The organism is Lysobacter firmicutimachus, from assembly GCF_037027445.1.
GTDB lineage: Bacteria > Pseudomonadota > Gammaproteobacteria > Xanthomonadales > Xanthomonadaceae > Lysobacter > Lysobacter firmicutimachus.
Map to the genome: position 1 here is coordinate 2,941,044 of NZ_JBANDL010000002.1, position 20,376 is coordinate 2,961,419.

A 20,376-nucleotide genomic window follows, 5' to 3' on the forward strand; every position below is an offset into this window, starting at 1 on the left:
GATGGCCGGCGATGGAAGAAGCGGGCCTCGGCCCGCTTTTTCGTGGACGGCGGCGCGCTCAGCGGAAGCGGTAGTTCACTTCCAGCCAGAACTGGCGGCCATAGGGGTCGTAGTTGCCGACCGGGTAGAACGGCCAGCCGCCGCCGCTGCGATCGACGGGCGGACGCGAGTCGCGCAGGTTGTTGACGATCAGCGCGACCGATCCCTGCTCGTTGAAACGGTAGGCCACGCTGCCGTTGTAGCGTGCGTACGGGGCGATGCGGCCGCTGCCGTCGCCGTTGGGCAGGCTGCCGTAGCGCAGGCCGGTCAGGTTCGCGGTCCAGTCGCCGATGTTCCAGGTCACTCCGGCATTGACCTTGCTGCGCCAGTCGGTGGAATCCAGCGAGTCGCGCAGATCGATCGCCGGATCGTCGGCGAACTGGCGGTAGTCGTGCTTGAGCACCAGGGTGTAGCCCAGGCGCGCGGCGAAATCGCCGTAGCGACCCGCGCTCCAGCGCAGGTTGCTCTTCAGATCGATGCCGTCGGTGCGCTCGGAGGCGGCGTTGATCGCGTTGATCAGCACCCGCCGCACCTGGTCCGGCTGCACCGCCGCGTCGGAGGGATTGCGGATCACCCGGCTCAGCGCGTTCTGGCACAGCGGCGAACGGATGTCGCGCGGTTCGCCGCCGACGGTGCGGCCGAGGCGGCAGTCGGCTTCCTCGCGCAGAATGCGGCTGCTGCTGAGGTTGGTGACTTCGTCCTCCAGGCGGATGCTGTAGTAGTCCAGCGACACGTCGAAGCGGTCGGAGGGCGACCACACCAGGCCGACGCCGTAGGACTTGCCGGCTTCCGGCTTCAGGTCCGGATTGCCGCGGCTGGTGTAGTCGATCGCCAGGCCGGAGTAGTCGCAGTCGTCGTAGGGCTGGCCGGCGGTGCGGCAGCGCCAGTAGTCGGTCATGCCCGGGTTATAGCCGCGGGTTTCGGCGGCGAAGATGTAGTTCATGTCCGGCGCGCGGAAGCTGGTCGCCGCGGTCGCACGCAGCAGCAGGCTGTCGAACGGACGGAACTCCAGGCCGGCGTTCCAAGTCGCCTTGCCCGACTTGCGCCCGGCGAAGCGGAACTCGTCGTAGCGCGCCGCGGCCGAGGCGGTCAGGCGCGAGAACAGCGGGACGCTGATTTCGGCGCCGATCGCGTAGCGGTCGCGCTCGCCCTCGGCGCGCACGCCGGCGCTGGTGTTCCAGAAGGTGCCGTCGCCCAGGTGCGGATCGGGACGGTTGATGTAGCCCTGGCTGCCTGCTTCGACCACGCCGGCGAAACCGACCGGCCCGGCCGGCAATTCGAACAGATCGCCGTTGACGGTGAAGGCCAGGTTCTGGATCCAGGCGGCGTTGTCGCTTTCGTGGAAACCGGTCAGGCGTTCGTAGTCGGCCGGAGTCAGCGGCCGGTACAGGCGCGACGGGTCCGGGTTGTACACGCCGATGCCGTTGCGCGTGCCCAGGCGCGGACCGAGGTAGAACTCGTTGATCCCGGCCAGGAACTGGCGGCGCTTGGTCTGGTTCTCGTAGCGGCCGCGGTTGTAGGCCAACTCGTAGTCCCAGCCCGATTCGCCGAAGCTGCCGCGCACGCCGGTGGTGAAGGCCCAGGAACGCTCGAGGAAGCGGTTGTTGTTGGCGTGCGCCGAGCCGATTTCCTCCGGCGCGATGCGCCGGTACCAGATCTCGTTGAGGCCGCTGGCCTGGTTGTAGAAATAATTGTTGTCCGAGGTCCAGCTCGGCGCGCGGGTGTTGTTCTGGATGCTGGACACGCCCAGTTGCACGTCGGCGAACAGGTCGGTGCGGTCGTTGAGGTGCCAGGTCAGCGAGCCGTAGGCGTCGGCGTTCTTCTTCTCGGTCTGCACGGTCCAGAACGCCGGCGAGGCCTCGTTGCTGCCGCAGTACCAGCCCTGGCGCGGGTTGTTGGCGCGGAACGTCGAGCCGCCGTACAGGCCGCCCAGCGTGGCGCAGTTCGCGCCCGGGTCGATGAAGCCGTTGGTGCGTGCGTTGCGGCGGTAGCCGACCTGGGTCGGCAACAACGCGGTGCCCGCCGGATTGTCGAGCAGCGAGTCCATGAAATCGCGCTGGCCGCCCCAGATCGCTTCGCGGTTCAGCAGTTCGATGCCGAACACCGAATCGTAACGCTCGCCGGACCGGCCGCTGACCAGTTGCAGGCGTTGGTTCTGGCCGCCGCCATGCTCGGTGCCGCCGACGCGCACGTTGACTTCGGTGCCTTCGAACTTGTCCTTGAGGATGATGTTGACCACGCCGGCGACCGCGTCGGAGCCGTACACCGCCGACGCGCCGCCGGCCAGCACTTCGATGCGCTTGATCAGGGCGCTGGGAATGTTGGCCAGGTTGACCACGTTGACCGAGCCTTCGTAGGCCAGCGGGTAGTCGGCCAGGCGGCGACCGTTGACCAGCACCAGGGTGTGGTTGGGACCGAAGCCGCGCAGGTTGATGGTGTTCGCCGCCGGGGTGAAGGTGTTGCCGAAGTCCTCGCCCTGCACCGAACCGGTGTTCTGGGTCAACGCGCTGACCGCATCGAAGGCGCTACGGTAGCCCTGCGCGTCGATGTCTTCCTTGCTGATGACGGTGACCGGCGACGGCCCTTCCAGGCTTGCGCGCGGAATGCGCGAACCGGTCACCACGACCTGCTCCAGATCGGTCGTCGCGCTGGCGGGGCGATCGGCCGGCGCGGACTCCGCGGCCAGGGCCGAGGCGGAAGCGGCGAGCGCCGGCAGCGCCAGCGCGAGCAAAACGGAAAGCGGACGGCGTCGCAGCCGCAGGGCAGCGTGCATGGAGGATCCTCGTCAGTGGGGTTGGACCGGCCGCCGGGACCTGCACCCCCGAGCCCGCGGTACGGCGTTCCGGCCATGGTTGTTGCTATGCAGCATGCGCAGAAATGAACCCCGCGCATCTGCATATGGCGAGCCGGCATTTGCCTGTCGCCAGCGAAGCTGCGCCGCACGGCGCAGCAAGGCTACGCAGCGGCGCACGCGCGATCCGCGCAATGCGTCGCGGCTTGCGAACGCCGACGCGGTTCGCGCAATCGCCAGAATCGGCAAGCCCTCACTGTCGGCGAATGAGCGCCTGCACGAAGCGCGCGTGACGCGTCGCACGCACGCAACGGTACCGGTGACGAACGCGTCAACGCGCGTGCGCCGCAGCGCATCGAAACGGTGACGCAGCGCAGCTCACCGCGAATCGATCTGTGACGCAGCCAAGGCTTTGCCGCGAACGGGCGGCATTAAGCTCGCGCTCCCTGAACGACGCCGCAGGAATGCCATGAACCGCACGCTTTCCGCTTCAGAACTGGCGGCGACCCGCAGCCGGCTGGTGCAGCGCTACGGCGCGCTCGGCCGCAGCACGCCGTCGAAGGCCGCGCGCGCCAAGCTCGCCGGCGAAGCGCCTGCGCCGGCCGACGCGTTCGCCGCGGCCTTGCCGCTGGACCTGCCGCGGCCGCCGTTCTGGATCCGCGTGCTGGGCAATCTCAGCTACGGCGCGACGCCGCAGTCGATCGCCGAATTCAACGCGCTCGGCACCACCGACACTCAGCGTCTGGCCAACTACGTCGACTGGCAGCTGGATTGGCGCGCGATCGACGACAGCGCGGTCGAAGCCCGCCTGGCCAATGCCGGGTACACCACCCTGGGCAAGTCGCTGACCCAGTTGTGGGCCGACCACGTCAAGCCCAACCCGGCCTACGAAGTGCGCATGCGCCCGGCCTGGGAATGCCAGCGCGCCGCGCTGGTGCGCGCGGTGCATTCCAAGCGCCAGTTGCACGAAATCATGGTCGGTTTCTGGCACGACCACTTCAACGTCACCGTCGGCGATTACGACGCCGGCCCGGTGTACGTGCACTACCAGCGCGACGTGATCCGGCCCAATGCGCTGGGCAACTTCCGCACCCTGCTCGAAGAGGTGGCCAAGAGCACCTCGATGCTCTACTACCTCGACAACGCCTCCAACACCCGCGCCGGCCCGAACGAGAACTTCGCCCGCGAACTGCTCGAACTGCATACGCTGGGCGCGGAGAACTACCTCGGCTTCATGGACCCGTTCCAGGTCCCGCCCGACGCCGAAGACCCGACCTACCCGGCCGGCTACACCGACATCGACGTATACGAGACCGCATCGGCCTTCACCGGCTGGTCGATCAAGAACGGCCATTGGGAATTCCCCAACGACAACGACGGCAGCTTCGTCTACCGCCAGTCCTGGCACGACGCCGGCCCCAAGTTCCTGCTCGGCCGCATGCTGTATCCCGAGCAGCCGGCGATGAAGGACGGCCGCGACGTGCTCGACCGCCTCGCCAGCCATCCGGGCGTGGCCCGCTTCGTCTGCCGCAAGCTGATCCGCCGTTTCATCAGCGACACGCCGGATCCGGCGCTGGTGCAGAGCGCGGCCAGGATCTTCCGCCAGAATTGGCGCAGCGCCGATCAGATCGCCCTGACCCTGCGCCACATCCTGGTCTCCACCGCGCTGTCGCAGGCTTGGGGCGCCAAGGCGCGGCGTCCGTTCGAGGCGGTCGCCGCGGCGATGCGCACGCTCGGCAGCGACTGGACCATCGCCGTCGGCAACGCCAAAAGCGACGAATTCGGCTGGCGCATGGGCTTCACCGGCCATGCGCCCTACGACTGGCCGGCGCCGAACGGCTACCCGGATACGCAGCAGGCCTGGTCGGGTTCGAGCAGCTATGCGATGACCTGGAAACTGCTCAACTGGCTGACCGAAGCCAGCGACGGCGGCGTGCCGCTGGCGCCGATCCTGGCGACCACGCGCGCGCAGGTGCCGCAATGGACCCCGACCAAGCTGGTCGATTTCTGGTGCCGGCGCATCCTCGGCTACCTGCCGACCGCGGCGCGCCGGCAGACGCTGATCGCCTTCATGGCCCAGAACGGCGACCCCGCGACTTACGTCGTCACCGACACCAACGCCTGGGCCGGCAGCGACCTCAAGCGCCACTACAACCAGGAACGGTTGCGCAGCATGGTCTCGCTGATCCTGATGTCGCCCGAATTCCTCAGCCGCTAGCAGGACGCCCGCCATGACCCTGACCCGACGCGAATTCCTCAAGGGCAGCTGCGCTACCGCCGCGGTCGGCGCCGTCGCCGGCCCGTCGCTGCTGTTCGCCCCGTCCGCACACGCCGCCGCCAACGGCCACGACACCGTGGTCCATCTGTTCCTGCGCGGCGGCCTCGACGGCCTCAACCTGGTGGTGCCGATCGACGGCGCCGACCGCACATTCTACGAACAGGCGCGGCCGAACCTGGCGATCGCCGCGACCGGCGCCTACGGCGCGCTGCCGCTGACCCTGGCCAGCGGCGCCGGCACCGGCTTCGGCCTGCACCCTTCGGCCAGCGGCCTGCGCGATCTGTGGAACGCCGGCCACCTCGCCATCGTTCACGCCTGCGGCCTGGCCAGCAGCGTCACCCGCAGCCATTTCGACGCCCAGCTCTACATCGACCTGGGCACGCCGGGCCAGCAAGGCATCGGCAGCGGCTGGATGGCGCGGGCGATGAACGTGCAGCCCAACCTCAACGGCGCCGAGCAACTGCCCGCGCTCGGCGTGGCTTCGCGCCAGCCCGCCGGCTTGTTGGGTTCGGTGCAGGCGCTGACGATGTCCAGTCCGGGCGACTTCGCCCTCAACGCCGGTGCGTGGTCGTGGCAGCGCACCCGCAGCGATTCGCCGGCCGGCCTGCGCGGGGTCAACGAGACCCTGGGCAGCCTGTGGGCCGGCAGCAGCGCGCTGGAGCTCGGCGGCCAGCGCGCCGACCGTTCGCTGCAGGTGATCGCGCGCCAGTCCTACAGCGCGGCGCCCGCCGGCTGGCCGAACAGCGAATTCGCGCGCCAACTGTGGACCATCGCCCAGTCGATCCAGTTCAACCTCGGCCTGCACTACGCCACCCTCGACCTCGGCGGCTGGGACACGCACAACGGCCAGGGCACCGCGGGCAGCGGCTACCACTACTACCAGAACAAGATCGCCGAACTGTCGCAGGCGCTGGCCGCGTTCTACGCCGCACTCGATACCAGCGGCCATGCCTCGCGCGTGACCGTGATCGTGCAGTCCGAGTTCGGCCGCCGGGTGCGCGCCAACGCCAGCGGCGGTACCGATCACGGCTACGGCAATCCGGTGCTGGTGCTCGGCGGTCCGGTCAACGGCCGGCGCTTCTACGGCACTTGGTCCGGCCTGGACCCGGAAATCCTCTCGCCGCATTTCGGCGACGTGCCGGTCACCACCGATCACCGCCAGGTGCTGTCGGAGATCCTGATCAAGCGCATGGGCAACAACCACCTGGCGACGGTCTTCCCGGGCTACGCCAACTACGCACCGCTGGGCCTGGTGCGCGACTTCGGCACCCTGGCCAAGCCCGCGCCGCGCCTGCGAGCGCGCCCGATCAAGCCGGCGGCCGCCGAACAACCCGACCTGCTCGAACGCCTGATGCGCTACGTGCAGGAGTGGGTGGATTGAAGCTGGGATTGAGGATTGGGGATTGGGGATTAGGGATCAGGCGTTTGGGGTGGGGAGATCTTGTGCGCGCTAACGCACGCCAATCCCCAATCCCGAATCCCCAATCCCGAACTTGTCGACAAACACCTGCGCCACCCAATCCACGAACACCCGCACTCGCGGCGACAGTTGCCGGTGCTGCGGATACAGCACCGACACCGGCACGCCCGGGCTGGCGTAGTCGGCCAGCACTTCCACCAGGCGCCCATCCGCGAGTTGCGCCTCCACCCCGTGGCGCGGCAGCTGGATCAGGCCGCAGCCGCGCACCGCCGCGGCGACATAACAGGCCGCATCGCTGACGCTGATCCAGCTGTCCAACGAATACTCGCGCAGTTCGCCGTCCACGGTCAGCTCGAACGGATAACGCAGGTCGCGGTTGCTGGCGAAGAACCCCACCGCCTGATGCGCCCACAGTTCTTCGGGATGGCGCGGCGTGCCGAAACGCTGCAGGTATTCCGGACTGGCGCAGACCACTTCCGGCATCACCGCCAGCCGCTTCGCCACCAGGCTGGAATCGCGCGGATGCCCCGAGCGCACCACGCAGTCGATGCCTTCGCGCACCAGATCGACCAGCCGGTCGCCGCTGCTGATCGCCAGATCGACCTGCGGATAGCGCGCGCGGAACTCGTCGATGCGCGGCAGGATGATCCCGGTCGCGTGGGTGCCGTGCAGATCCAGCCGCAACACCCCGCGCGGGTTCCGCGCCGCCGCGGTCAGCGCCGACTCGGCATCGTCGAGCTCGGTCAGCACGTGCACGCAACGTTCGTAATAGGCCTGTCCGTCCAGGGTCGGACGCACCTGACGGGTGGTGCGCTCGAGCAAGCGCACGCCCAGGCGCGCCTCGAGCTGCTTGATCGCGTGGGTGGCGGTGGCCTTGGGCAGGTCGAGCACGGCCGCGGCACGGGTGAAGCTGCCGAGTTCGACGATGCGCACGAACAAACGCAGGGCATCGAAACGGTCCATGGCGGCCTCCGGCCTCGGATTATTGGCGAATATTGAATTGTATTGCCGGAATAGGCCGATTTATCCATAAAGCCGCAATACGCAGACTGCTCCCACCACGATGCCGGGCCCTCCCGCCCGGCCGCCTACCGGAGCCACTGCCATGCCCCTTTCGCCCTCCCCGACCCGCGTCGCCCTCGTCACCGGCGCCTCGCGCGGCCTGGGCCGCGCCATCGCCCTGCGCCTGGCCGCCGACGGCCACGCCGTGGTCGTCAATTACGCGGGCAACGCCGCCGCGGCCGACGCCGTGGTCGCGCAGATCCGCGCCGACGGCGGCCAGGCCGTCGCGGTCCAGGGCGATGTCGGCGATGCCGACGACATGCCGCGTGTGTTCGATTTCGCCGAACGCAGCTACGGCCGCCTCGATGCGGTGGTCAACAGCGCCGGCGTGATGCCCTATCAGCCGATCGCCGGCGGCGACCTGGCCGAGTTCGACCGTGTGATCGCGACCAATCTGCGCGGCAGCTACCTGGTGCTGGGCCAGGCCGCGCAGCGCCTGGGCGAAGGCGGCCGCATCGTCGCGCTGTCGACCAGCGTGATCGGCAAGGCCTTCCCGACCTACGGCCCCTACATCGCCTCCAAGGCCGGCGTCGAAGGCCTGGTGCACGTGCTCGCCAACGAACTGCGCGGACGCGGCATTACCGTCAATGCCGTAGCCCCGGGCCCGGTCGCCACCGAGTTGTTCCTCAACGGCAAGAGCGAGGAGCAGATCGCCCATTTCCGCGGACTGGCGCCGCTGGAACGTCTCGGCACGCCGGAAGAGATCGCCGCCGCGGTGTCCTTCCTGGTCGGGCCCGACGGCGGCTGGGTCAACTCGCAAGTGCTGCGGGTCAACGGCGGCTACGTGTTCTGAGCCGTTCTGCATGCAAGCCGGTGCTCCACTAACACACTGCCTCCGCCGGAACTTGTTCCTGCTTTGAACCCCCTCTCTCCTAGAAGGAGCCTAAGAAGCGAAAGGGGAGGCTTGGCCACCGGTAGAACTCGGCCGGACGGCGCGCAGCAAAGCTGCAGAAGCTCTCGCTGCCGTTGATGGAATCGTTGCCCTCGGCGAAGTGATCGCCTCTATGGTGGATGGGCCAGTGCTTTGCATAGCCCAGGTCGACCAGGCCGTCGTAGCTGGACAGGCGATCGGAGAGGATCTTGCTCTCCAGGCGAACATGTCAACGAATCAAGGCCTGCAGCGTAGCGGCTTATAGTCGGGGACGCTCTACGCGTGGACCTGTTGGCCGTGCTCGAGCATCTCGAAGACGATGGTCTTCTTGCTCCGTACCAACTGCGTCCGCCACACAGATGCCAAGGTCCGAAGAAGGATTCGTCGAGCTCGACCTGGCCAGCAGACGGCGAATGCTACTCGCTTCGGAGAAGATGGCGCGACGCATGGCCCGCAAGATCGAGTTGACCGATCGCACGCTCAGCTTGGTCAGTTGGCGGTGCTGATACAGTCAAATCCAGCGCTCAGCCGCGCACGAGGGTCTGAAATTGGACCTCACCAATCGGGAGGTGCAGCTGCACGACCTCCTTGTGCATTCGGAGAATAGCTACATTGTGAGGCGGCTTTCCCTACTAGGCCCCAAAAAAACGCGGAGGTCTCCCTCCGCGCCGCAAATTCAGGGGACGGCCGGGCCCTGAGACCCGGCCGCTCCTTTGCGTTAAAGCAAAGCGATATTGTGGGTCAAAGGCGGTGCCAGCATTGCGCCTCGCATCTTCGTCGGCTGGCCTTGCGAAGTGCCTGGATCGACTCCGGATTGGGCATCGAAGCCCGCCATGGTTTCGATCAGCTTTTCGATCGACCAGCCGGCCGACGACGGCACCGCAGCATCTCGGTCGGCGCTGGCCGACGGACTGATCTCATCCGGTTGGCTCAGCTTACTTGGCGACGGCGATCCGCCCGAAGCCGGGGCGGGAGGCGAAACCAGATCGATCTGCCTCGTCGTGAACGTAACCTCGTCGATCCAGCGATCCCGGTCGTAGCTGCCTTCGATGCCGCGGATACGGTAGCTTTGATATGGAATGCCCTTGGTATCGAGCGCAACGGTCATGTCCGTCTTGTCGCCAGCCTTCTCGCCCTCCTTGGGCGTCCAGACCAGGTTCTGCGTCGAAACCTTCACCCATGCGTTGTCCGCGCTTAAAGCCTCGACCACGTAAACGCCATGACGTGTGGTGTCCAGCTGCTTATCGTCGGCCGGGTTGTAGGTGGTCTTCAGAGTCAAGGTAGACAGGGCGATCTTATGCTTCATATCGAAACGAACCGCCACGATCTCGCTGCTTAGCGGGTCTTCGGACGCCTGGCCGCTCGGCAGTCGATACGAGATGCTCTGCGCTGCCGATTGCCCGCTCTGCTGGACTTTTACGCCGGAAATCCGGCGATCGCTGTCCTTGTTGCCAGAAGTACGGCGGACGCGATAGTTCTGATACGCGGCGCCCTTAGGGTCCAATTGAACGGTCATATCGACCTTGTCGCCTTTCTTCTCGCCGGGCACAGGCGTCCAAAGCAAACTCTCCTTCGACACCTCCACCCAACTGCCGTCCGTTCGCAGCGCCTCAACGATATACACACCGCTGCGAGCGATATCCGGGGGACTACCATCGACCCGATCATACTCCGTCTGCAGAGTCAACGAAGTAAGCAGGACTTTTCCTTGCATATCGAAATGGACGATTTCACTGGCGATCGAGTCCGTCTGTTCCAAAGACAGATCCTTGATCCGGACCTCTTCCTTGACCTCGCCGTTCTCGACCTTTTTTATCACTTCCGTCGAATTGGCTGCACGCCACGAGAACGCCTCGCCGCTATGGGCACTGCCGTCGACCAGATTCTCGTCGGTACTACGGCCGAAACCAGTCTCGGTCGCGGCACTCAGCTTCACGCCCTTATCGACGAATCCGGCTTTCCACAGCCAAATCACCGGATCGTCGTCGCCCAAGTAGCCGTTAGGAACGACACCGCCCACACTGAGCACTTCGCCTGGATGGATGAACTGCCACTGGCTAGTGTCCGGCATAGGGCCGGGCAGTGGAGTACCATTCGCACTCTTAAGCACCAAATTATTAAGGTCGGTGCCCATTTTGTAGACATTGCCATCCCGATCGATGCCCAAGATTTCCCGCGCGTAATAGGCATCGGTCTGCGCGGGCGTACCAGTCACCATAGGCAAGCTGGCCGACACTTTAATCAGCCCGTCGCGCCTGCCGCTTCCTTCGTACTGAAGGCGCTGCGCATTGGCATCGAGCAAGTCGTAGCCGTCCACACCGGCCTGGGCCAGGTGCTTGAGTTGGGCCGGATCGCTGACGCCGGCGTTCAACAACCCTTCCACGGCTTCGTAATCCAGAACCTGAGCGTCAACCATCTTCTTGGCCAAGAATTCTGCACGGCCGGCCAGAAATCCCTTATAAATCAGCACCAACTTCAGCAGCTTCTCATCGCCGGCCTTGTCTACCGAGCCCGGAACGAAACGGTGCATGACCGACATATCGCCGCCCGACCCGCGAACCAACCAGCTCTGCAAATCGCGCTTCTTCTCCTCATCCGAGGCATAGGTAGAACCGATCAAGACCGCCAGCTGCTGCATGTGAGCCGCAGTGGCGTTGCCGGCCACACCATGGAACAACCTCGGCCGGTCCCAGGCGGGAACTTCCAAGAAATCCAGCAGTGTCGTCAACAGCGCCTGATCGTTCGAGTTGAGGATCCCAACCGGCCCGGCATTGATCATCAGATACGGCTTGGTCTTTGCGTATAGAGCCAAGGCGAAGTCCGCCAATCGATTCTCGTCGGGCAGATCATTGTCGAGCAAGCTGTATGCCGCGATATCCTGCGCCGAAAGCCCATACTTGTACGCATCCAAAATGAAGTCGGGCGCATACCCCATAGCCTCTAAGGCTTCGGCGAACTCCAGGCCGCCATCTACATGCAGCCAGCTCTGATGCTGCTTCGCATAAGCGATGATGAAGTCTTCCGACAACCGTCCCTCGGACGCCTTGAACGCAAGACAAGTGGTTCCGACGTCTGCCACCGAGGTCAATCCGGCGCTTACCGCTGCCGTGGCCTTTGCGGCGGAGAACCCGTTGACCCTGTAGTACAACTCGATGTTGCTGGGGTTCGCGCCCCAGGTATGGCCACTCGACCAGAAGATACTGTCGACCTGCGCATTGGCGACCGTACCTTCCTTCATCTTTCGAATAGGGTTGGCGTCGTGCTTCAGCGTGCTGCTCGCCAGGCGCGTCTGACCGAAGTTTAAGCGATTATCGCTGGAGAGATCCAAGCGAATATCGTTAGTTATCGTGCGCCCATTGGCGCCGTTCGCGACAACGGTCAGGGTGCTGCCGTTGAACTGCAGCACGAACTCGCTGTCGCTCGGCCGCGCGACAGGAGCATTCCTTTGGTTGGAGATCCGTGCGGACTCGGAGTACAAGGTGTACTCGACACCATCCTTCCCTCCCTCGGTCACATAGGCCTTGTAGCAAAGGTAGCCATCGCTATCGATATACAGCTTGAAGCCGTTGCTCCCGCCGCCACCGGTCGCGAATAAGACCCGCTCCCCGCTACCCGGCGGAGTTTTCAAATAAACAGCGAAGTCTCCACTCGGCAGTGCCTGGAAATCGGTCGCATTCGAACTGGGATCTTCCTGATTGAGAACCGCGATCTCCTTGAGTTCCGCTTCGGTGTCGATGTCGCTGTGCATATAGGCGACCCACTTTTCGCGCGGCACCTTCAAACGCCCGAATAGGGCCTGAATTTCGCTCTTGAACGTCGCCGGAATCAGTGTTTGCGGAATACCAAACACGCCCGCAGGATTGCGGTAGTAGTCGCGCAAGTAGATGGTCGTCTTGTCCTTGATCAGCTTCAGATCGTAGCCTTGCACCTCCATCTGATAGCCCGCACCGTCGAACAGGACGCTCGTGCTTGATGGATCGAGCACCCTGAGCGCCATCATCGAATTTCTGGGCACCTGGACCTCATGCACGCCGTCGCCCACCACCAAGACGCTCGAACCGACGTGCAGGAAAAAGCCGGCATCCGAATCCACCAAAGGCAATCTGAACGGGAGTGCCCCATCCATCCTGAGATCGAGATTCCGGGCCAGGGGATCGATGATGTAGTTCTTGATTACGATCGTCTTCTTGGTAGGACTGCCCCCGCCGGTTTTCGGAACGTCCAGGAGAATCTCCAAGTCGTCGCCGGCCTGCCGGAATCCGCTCAGCCACTGGATCGGCGCCTTATTGAGATGCAAGGTATCAAGCTTTTTATCCGTAGATGCATTGTCGATCACCCAGCGGGTCGGACCATCGCTGGCGATATCGATCACATAGGTATCGGCCCCATCCATTCCCGCCAGTTCGGTCGCGCTTCCGGCCACCAACGTATTATCCAGATTGTTGCCGGCGTAGGACGAAGGAGCGATCGCCAAGACGCTGACAACGCTACCGCGCTTATCTTTGATGGTCGGCTTCGTCGCGTAGGAGAAGTAGTTCTTCACCCGTCGCTTCTTGGCCTTGGAATAGTCGCCCTGGTAGAGCAGCAGATCGTCGCCGACGCGCAACTGCGTAAAAGCCTCCGTACCCACGCCCTGCAGAACGATCTCGGCACCTTGGTTATTGCTATCCGAAACGATCTCCAACGGCCCGCCGACCTTATCCAATTCGCGCTCGATCTCCTCCATCAAGGACCCATCGCCCATGGCCTTCAAGGGTCCGCTCGCATCCAGTTTCGCCGCCGGAAGCTCGACCATGATGATCGTGGACTTCCCGGAATCCGCGTCTTCAGGACTTGCGACGCCTCCGCTTGCAGTCTGGGCCTTCGTGTCGGCCTTCGGAGGCACTAGCGCAACGCGAAGAACACCGCTATTGAGCGCTTCGGCATAGCCCGGGATCTTCAGCTCCAGTCTGGGCTTGCCAGGAACCGTGGCGATGATCAGCTCGTCGTTCTTCACGCTGTAGGTCAAATCCTCCAGGTTCGCCTCCAACACGAACTGCATCGACATGCCGGTATGCACCTCGCCGATGAAGCTGCCGGCGCCCTTTTTCAGGGTATAGGTATTGGCCGCAGTATCGTTGACCACCCGCCTCGGCGTCGCCGCCTGCGTTTCGGTGAACACGAAGCTCTTTCCCATCATCGCCAGGGACAGCCATTGGCTGTCGATCAGCCCCAGCGTAGTCATCGAGAAGCTGTTGCCGCGGGGATCCAAGAATTGAATGGCCTTGCTGGCGTCCAGCTTTCCGTTCGCGTCGTATATCCCCTTGATGGTTAGTGTACGAGTCTCCGCGCGAGGCAGCTTGGACACGGTATGGCGACTATCGGCCACAGCCGTGGCCTCATAGGACAGCTCCACGTTGTTTCCGACCCGACGCACTCGGACATCGCGATGATGCGCCGGCAAATCGATCAGCAATGCCTGGGTATCCTTTTCCGGAACACCGAGCATGGTCACGGTCGCATCGACCCTCCCGTTCCACAGCACGACATCGTTGCTTGAGCTAAAGATTTGGTTGCCCTGATTCAACGAGTACGTATTGTTTCCGGCGCCGCCGGACACTTTCACGTTCGCGCCAGACACGTCGAAGAACTCATCGCCGGCGCCGCCCTCGATGTCGGCCTTGCCCGCGTCGCTGATGATGTAGGATTCGATGCCTCCGACCTTGACATTCTGCTGAACCGCCCTGGTCACATCGGGGGCCGCGGCGTCCAGGTTCCCATTCTTGGTTACCTGGTCGAGCAGAATCGCCTGCCCGCTATAGGTCAATCGAGTCTGGCTGTTTACCAGCTTCAGCGCGACATCGGTCCCGGCGGCATCCAACAACACCGTGTCGTTACCGTCCCGGCCGTCGATTTCCTCGATTTCGGTGAGGGCATCGAGATTGAAGGCATCGGTCTTCGCTCCACCCTTGGCGCTCTTCAGCGCCGCCCCGCTCATATTGAACAGGTTGTTCTCGTCTGCGACGCCTTGTGCGGCATAGTTCTTATCGGTGGTACCGAGCTCGGCCCATACGCCGCCGCCCTTGGAGAGTCGATCGGATTCCCTCGTCTCCATCGCGCCATAGTCCGGGCGATCCTGCAGTACGTGACTAAATACGCTCGGATCGGGCTTATCCCCCCACGGCATATCCGTTTGCCCGCCCGGAGTGCTACGCGTGCGGAACGTACCATGGTAGACCTTATGCTCGCGGTCCCGGTAGTTCATCGTCTTGTAGCCGTCCTTCGAGAACAGGTCGGACAGATAGGTCTTGGTCTTTTCCCATTCGCTATTGAGGCTCGCCTCGACCTTGTCGGCGTCCGTTTGAGCGTCCTTCTCGGCCTTCGCGCGCTTCATGCCGAGAGTCTCGACCCCGACCCAGGCAGCGAAGAAGGCTTCCACTTTGGCACCGGTATCGGCGAAGTATTCGTCGTACTCCGCCACCGCCATAGCACCTTGGACGATACCACTGATGATGAAGCCGGCCACGGCGACGGCAACGCCGATCGGCCCGGCCGAGGCGGCAATCGTTCCAAGAACCGAACTGGCCGCAATGAAGCCCAGCGACGAAGCGATCGCCACGCCGGTCAAGGCGGCGCTCACGGCCGTGGTCACGGTGGTGATGACCGTATTGGCCACCAGCGATTTGTACTCAAAGCTATTCTTGTCTCCGTTGTCCGACCAGAACGACTTCCATTGCATGCCGATGGAGGTAAAAGTCACCGGCGCCAACGCTAGGTCGAGCACGCCGGCGTCGATCACGCTGGCGATCTTGCCCAACGTTCCGGCGGCCTTCCCCACCACCTTGCCCAACTGATTCAGCGCCTTCGCTATCCCGCTACTGAGCGGGGACATCGCGATGCCGCCGACCAACTCGGTCAGGGTGAAGCCCTTGTCGGTGTTGCTCATCTGATCCCAACTGCGGACCAACTGCTGTACGGAGTTCAAGACCTCGTACACGTCGAGCGCAGAGCCGACGCTGTCGCTCCAGCCGCCCTGGTCCACATCTACCGGCTTGTTTCGTTCGCCATCGACCGAATCTATAAATCGCTTCGCATTCTGGTCGCCGCGCGAGTTGATCTCTTCACGTGTTTCCGCGTACACGTCTGGCGGCAGCTTCAGCATCGCCATGGAGACACGAATGCGGTCCATCGCGCTGGCGTTCTTGATAAACCCGTTGAAATTGACGATGTTGAGATCAAACTTCCCCGAAACGTCTTGCGTTGCCACGCCGGAGCGGAGCAAGAAGCGCTTGGCGTCGCCTTCGTCCCACTGGGCAAGTTGAAGCGTGCTACTGGCGTTGTCGTCGTTGCGTAGTCGCTTGCGGACGGTATCCAAGGCCATTCGCTGCAGGATCTCGACGCTGGACAAGTCGGGACGCTCGGCTTGAAGCTTGTTGTACTTGACCAAGTCGAAGCCGGATGCTTCGCTGGCGGTGTTGTACAGCTTCTGCACCAGCTCCCGCTGCGCCGCATCCAGGCCTTCTGCCAGAGACAGCCAATTCGCTCGAACGGACGCCTGCTCGCCGAACAGTTCCTTGGCCTTCTTTGCGACTTCGACCTCCAATGCAGCAGCCGGCTTGTCTCTAAGCACCACGAGCATATCGTCGGCGCGCGCATCGGTCAGCGGTGCGCTGCGCAAGAGGCTGTCGATAGTGGCGCCGTTGGCGCTCAACTGCTTCTTCACGACCGCCGCCAACTTCTCCAAGTCCGCCTGCGACGGTACCTCGGCCATCATTCGAGCCAGCCCGACCGGGTCGAAGGCGATCTTCTTTCCGGTGATCGACGCGCCCAGCGCCGTCGCCAAGGCCGGGGTCAGCGGACTGCCGTCGATCGTCGCCCCGAGGTCGAACAACAAGGCCAGCGAAACGTCGACCCCGTCGACCTTGATCGTGCCCTTTGCCGCGAGTTCTTTGCGCATCGTGTCTCGAACCGCGGGGTCTGCACCGACGCTGTCCAGCGCGCCGACACCGAGGCCGATCTGGCCCTGGCCCTTGGAGCCCAAATGGACCAGGGCGGTTCGTTCGATGGTGGCCAGCAACCTGTCGTAGTCGGCTTCCTTCTTCAGCGTATCAGTCAACCCCTTTTCGTTCAGGCCGGTTCCTGCTGCATCCGGGAAGAACCGGATCAATGCCTTCCGCTCTTCAGCGCTTAGATCCGACAGCGGTCGGCTCGAGCCGCGGATGTTCTTGATGAGTTCGGCGACGTTGATTCGATCCGGGCCGAGCAGAAGAATTGGCTTGGGGGCGGCACGGTTCTGGACGACATTACCTTCCCAGCGCCATTGATACACCACTTTGTTGTCGTCCATGGCCGATGCAATCTGTCCGCCCGGCGCCCCCGGTTGCTTTCGGCCATTGCGGTCGATCGCCAGATCCGAGGTATGGATCGACACTTCGACCGAGGGTTCCTTAAGCGCGCTGACGAACCGGTAGCCGAAGCCTTCCTGGGCAGTGTTGCTTTCCAGGGAACAACCAACCAGGCTGATTCTCGCAGGCAAGCCTATTACCCCGCGATCTGCCGACAGCTTGCGCTGGAAGTCGGCCAGATGTTCAGCCAGTCCTTGGGCACTCATTCCCCCCATGGTCCGCGCATCATCCGCGCCACGGCCGTGGCCCACCACCTGCCATCGCATCGGAGAATCCGTCTTAAGCAGGTCAACGTCGCCGGTGACCACTTGGAACTGTCCGTTAGCGCCGAGCTGCAGGATCCGATAGTCGCCGTTTGCGGCAAGCTGGACGATAACGCTGTTGTCCGGGTGCTTCGCCGCCAGACGAGCGGCCGCTTCGGCCGCGTCCGGATCGTTCTCCAGCTGAACGATGATTTGGCGCTCGTAGCGGGTGTCGCTGTCTCTGAAGCCCCTCTGTGCACCTGGAATGGACCAGGTCCCCGTAACGCCTGGCACCTGGGACGGCCTACTGCCGGACCGCGGGAAGCTGGTATCGAACACCGACAGATCGGGAGACCGCTCATACACCGGCGGCACGAAGACTTGCGCGCCGGCGGCCCCCTCATTGACGACCGGCAGGAGCTCGGCCATGACGCCGGTATAGAGCTCATGAGTCAACATCGCGCCGCCGCTCGCCTTCGTCTTTAGGTCGTCGAACAGCTGCAGCAGTGCCGGCCCCTTGCTGTCCGCTGCCTTGGGTTCGAAGCGCGCTGCGACATAGATCGCCTCGAAGAACGAGTGGTAGCCATTGCGGATCATCAACGCAGCATTAGCCAATTCGAACTTCCAGTACTGCTGCACCGACAAGGTTTCGCCCAGCGTTGAGCTCAAATACTGAGTGACGTCGCGGGTAGTACCGGAAATGCCACCCGTGAACGGCACATCGAGTGCGTTCATATACTTGCTAGCGTCTGAGTTCTCGTCCGGCACATACAGATTGCGGCTGCGCAGCTTGTCGTTCGGAAAAAGAAAACTATCGAAAGCCGTCGCGTCATCGACGGCATTCAGCAGCGAATAGAGATCCTTCGATAGCGTCCGATTATTGATGGCAACCACGGACGGATCATCGTTGAAACCGAACTTATGGTTGTTGGGCGGAGCCGTCTTGGTGACGCCCAAGGCGGTCTTTAGATTGTCGTTCAAACCGTCCAGATGATGGGTCAACGGCCGTAGAACATGGAAGAACAGCTGGGTACGCAAGGAGTCTATCCCCGTCCCGCCGAATTCGACCTTGATTTTGTCGCGCAAGACCGGATCGGTGGTCAGCCCGTCGACCGCATCGGCCCCCGACAGGACGGTCAGCAGAACTTTCTCGTTGATTTGGTCGCGCACATCCTTCGCTTGGTACTGTTGAAGCGGCTGCAAATTCGGCGCAGCGCCTCTTTTATCAGGCGGAAGCGCCTCCCAGTCTGCAATCTTCTTATTGTTTCTCTCCGTTATTTTTTCGTTCTCAGCCGCGATTCGCGCTTTCTCGGCAGAGTCAAATTCTTTATAGATCTGCCCCCACAATTCCGGCATCCTATTGCGAATTGTCAACAGATCGGTACGAACATAGACCGCGTTGTCGATGATTTTTTCCCACAGACTGAGGCGCCAAGTCTTTTTTTTCCCTGTGTCTGCAGAATGAATCTGCTCGCTTAACCAAACCAGCCTGCCGGCCAGTTTCTTCGACAGATCGGACATCATGCCCTTGATTGCAGGGCTGTCCATGTATCCGTCGGCAAAGTTCCGCTCCCAGGTGGATTTGTTGTAGCTGTTGCCGTTGATGTCTCGGCGGCTTTCGCTGATTCGATCCACTTCGCTCAACAGCCCCGCGGGCGTCATATGATTGCGATCAAGCGTGCGCGCCAGCGCATCTTCGAATTGCTTGCGCGTGACCGGGTCCTTGTACCAAGCCTGATCCTCGGCGATGCCGTTCTTGAGATCGTCGAATTTCTCGAAGAAGTCCAAACTGCTCTCGTAGAGCTCCTTCGTCTGGTTCGCAGTGAGGTGTCCGCCATCGTCCATGATGAACGGCGTCGCCCCTTGGCGTTTGCCATCCTTATCCGTGTACTCGAGCAGGTACTGGCGACCGCCGAGGCCGATCTTGTCCGCCAGCTGGTTTATGTTCTTGAACTCGCCGTGCCGGTCCTTGTTGTAGTAGGAATTGCGATAGTCTTCCAATGCATAGGTTTGGAAAGACGAGAGATCGGCGTTCGCGTTCACCACATCCTGGAACGGACTACCAAGCCCGACTTCAATGCCGATCTGATTGGGAACTTTTCGATCTACATTGGTCAGCTTCAGCGTTCTTCCGTCTTCGCTGATCTCGACCTGCATCGCGGGACGTCTCGACTTCTCCGACACCATGTAGTCGCCGAAGTATTGCTTGACGAATTCCGTCTTCACCAGAACCGAGCGGATCGGAGCCAAGGTTAGGCTCGGCACGTCGATACGATATTTTTGCTGCCACGCAAGGCTGCGCGAGTCCGTACCGAACGAAAAGTTGATGACGGCGGCACCTTCGGAACCCCTGTTCTGAATGACGATCTTCCCATCCTCGCCCAGATACACGTCTTTCTGAGTACTGCCCTTGGGGGTATTATTGAAGTCGTCATCCACCAAGGCGATGTTCATGCGGATATAGCCGGGCCGCTCCTCCATCAGCAACAGCGTTGCGTTGAGCGGAGCGTCCTTGTCGTCCCCCATCGGCAACTTCATCGGATCGGGAACATCCTTGTCATTATTCAGGAATCTGGCGTAGTAGCCGTCTTTGCCCACCATCGTTTTCCCGACCTTCACCTTGGCCTCGCCGAGATCCTTGTACGCGGCGAGTTCGATCCTTTTCTTCAGATAGCCTTCCTCCGTAGGCGTGAGTTTGTCGAACTCGGCCTGCAGGGCGGCGATCTTGGCAGTCAGAGCGGCCTGCTTTGCGACTTTGTCGGTCTTCAGACTGTCGAGATCGCCGCCGCCGGCGCCGGCCTCTTTCAAGAGCTTCGTCGCGGCATCCCACGCCTTCGCGTACTCCACGTCGCGAAAATTCTGCCGCTCGTAAATGTAGATGGTGTCTTTCAAGCTCGCTATATAGTTCTTCCTCGCCGGAGTTTCGCCGTAGTCCTTGGCTCGCTTCTCGGCCTGAGCCAAAGCGGCCTTCAATTCCGCCAAACGATCCACGATCGAAGCCGGATTACCCTGCATGTCAATGTACTGGGCGGCCAATACCTGCAGAGTCGTCCTTTGCATCTCGCCTAAGCGCTTGAGGACCTCATTGGTATAGACCCTGCGCTCTTCCGGCGACATTCCATACCATTCGGAGCGCGTGCGGCCGCCGTCTCGAATGCTGCGATCAGTGTTGGCGTCGATAATTCCGTCAAGGATATTTGAAATAGCTTCGTTCATGATCAACTCAATAGGAAAAGGTGTTCCGGCCGCCGTCGCGGGCGCCAGGCAAATACATTCAAAAGACGCGCCC

At 62.7% G+C, this 20,376-nt stretch carries 6 protein-coding genes and 1 pseudogene; 3 read left to right on the forward strand and 4 right to left on the reverse strand.

All coding sequences use genetic code 11. The features are described from left to right. Positions 1 to 58: 58 nt before the first annotated feature. The gene (locus tag V2J18_RS12915) at positions 59 to 2,812 is read right to left on the reverse strand and encodes a TonB-dependent receptor plug domain-containing protein (RefSeq protein WP_336131970.1); all 2,754 of its coding nucleotides are present in this window, start codon (positions 2,810 to 2,812) and stop codon (positions 59 to 61) included. A 487-nt stretch (positions 2,813 to 3,299) separates the two neighbouring features. Between V2J18_RS12915 and V2J18_RS12920 the strand changes: the two genes are divergently transcribed. Then, positions 3,300 to 5,048 carry a DUF1800 domain-containing protein gene (locus V2J18_RS12920; protein ID WP_064749506.1) on the forward strand — a complete coding sequence of 583 codons (1,749 nt, stop codon included), beginning with the start codon at positions 3,300 to 3,302 and terminating at the stop codon, positions 5,046 to 5,048. A gap of 13 nt (positions 5,049 to 5,061) precedes the next feature. After that, positions 5,062 to 6,489, forward strand: coding sequence for a DUF1501 domain-containing protein (locus V2J18_RS12925; RefSeq protein ID WP_336131971.1), 1,428 nt, complete (start codon positions 5,062 to 5,064; stop codon positions 6,487 to 6,489). A 69-nt stretch (positions 6,490 to 6,558) separates the two neighbouring features. Here the strand turns inward: V2J18_RS12925 and V2J18_RS12930 are convergent, their stop codons facing one another. Further along, entirely contained in the window at positions 6,559 to 7,491 is a 933-nt protein-coding gene (locus V2J18_RS12930; RefSeq protein ID WP_336131972.1) for a LysR family transcriptional regulator, read from the reverse strand. 142 nt (positions 7,492 to 7,633) lie between these two features. Between V2J18_RS12930 and V2J18_RS12935 the strand changes: the two genes are divergently transcribed. Then, complete coding sequence (locus V2J18_RS12935; RefSeq protein WP_336131973.1) at positions 7,634 to 8,383, forward strand: SDR family oxidoreductase; 750 nt, start codon at positions 7,634 to 7,636, stop codon at positions 8,381 to 8,383. Between the two features lie 124 nt (positions 8,384 to 8,507). On the opposite strand, the pseudogene V2J18_RS12940 reads toward V2J18_RS12935, so the two are convergent. Beyond that, positions 8,508 to 8,957 (reverse strand): annotated as a pseudogene (locus V2J18_RS12940) (transposase); the annotation flags it as partial. 222 nt (positions 8,958 to 9,179) lie between these two features. After that, entirely contained in the window at positions 9,180 to 20,303 is an 11,124-nt protein-coding gene (locus tag V2J18_RS12945) for a C80 family cysteine peptidase (RefSeq protein ID WP_336131974.1), read from the reverse strand. Between the last annotated feature and the right edge of the window lie 73 nt (positions 20,304 to 20,376).

Coding starts and splice junctions, on each gene's coding strand:
- V2J18_RS12930 (WP_336131972.1), bottom strand. CDS start 7,491: ATGGACCGTTTCGATGCCCTGCGTTTGTTCGTGCGCATCGTCGAACTC.
- V2J18_RS12935 (WP_336131973.1), top strand. CDS start 7,634: ATGCCCCTTTCGCCCTCCCCGACCCGCGTCGCCCTCGTCACCGGCGCC.
- V2J18_RS12945 (WP_336131974.1), bottom strand. CDS start 20,303: ATGAACGAAGCTATTTCAAATATCCTTGACGGAATTATCGACGCCAAC.
- V2J18_RS12915 (WP_336131970.1), bottom strand. CDS start 2,812: ATGCACGCTGCCCTGCGGCTGCGACGCCGTCCGCTTTCCGTTTTGCTC.
- V2J18_RS12925 (WP_336131971.1), top strand. CDS start 5,062: ATGACCCTGACCCGACGCGAATTCCTCAAGGGCAGCTGCGCTACCGCC.
- V2J18_RS12920 (WP_064749506.1), top strand. CDS start 3,300: ATGAACCGCACGCTTTCCGCTTCAGAACTGGCGGCGACCCGCAGCCGG.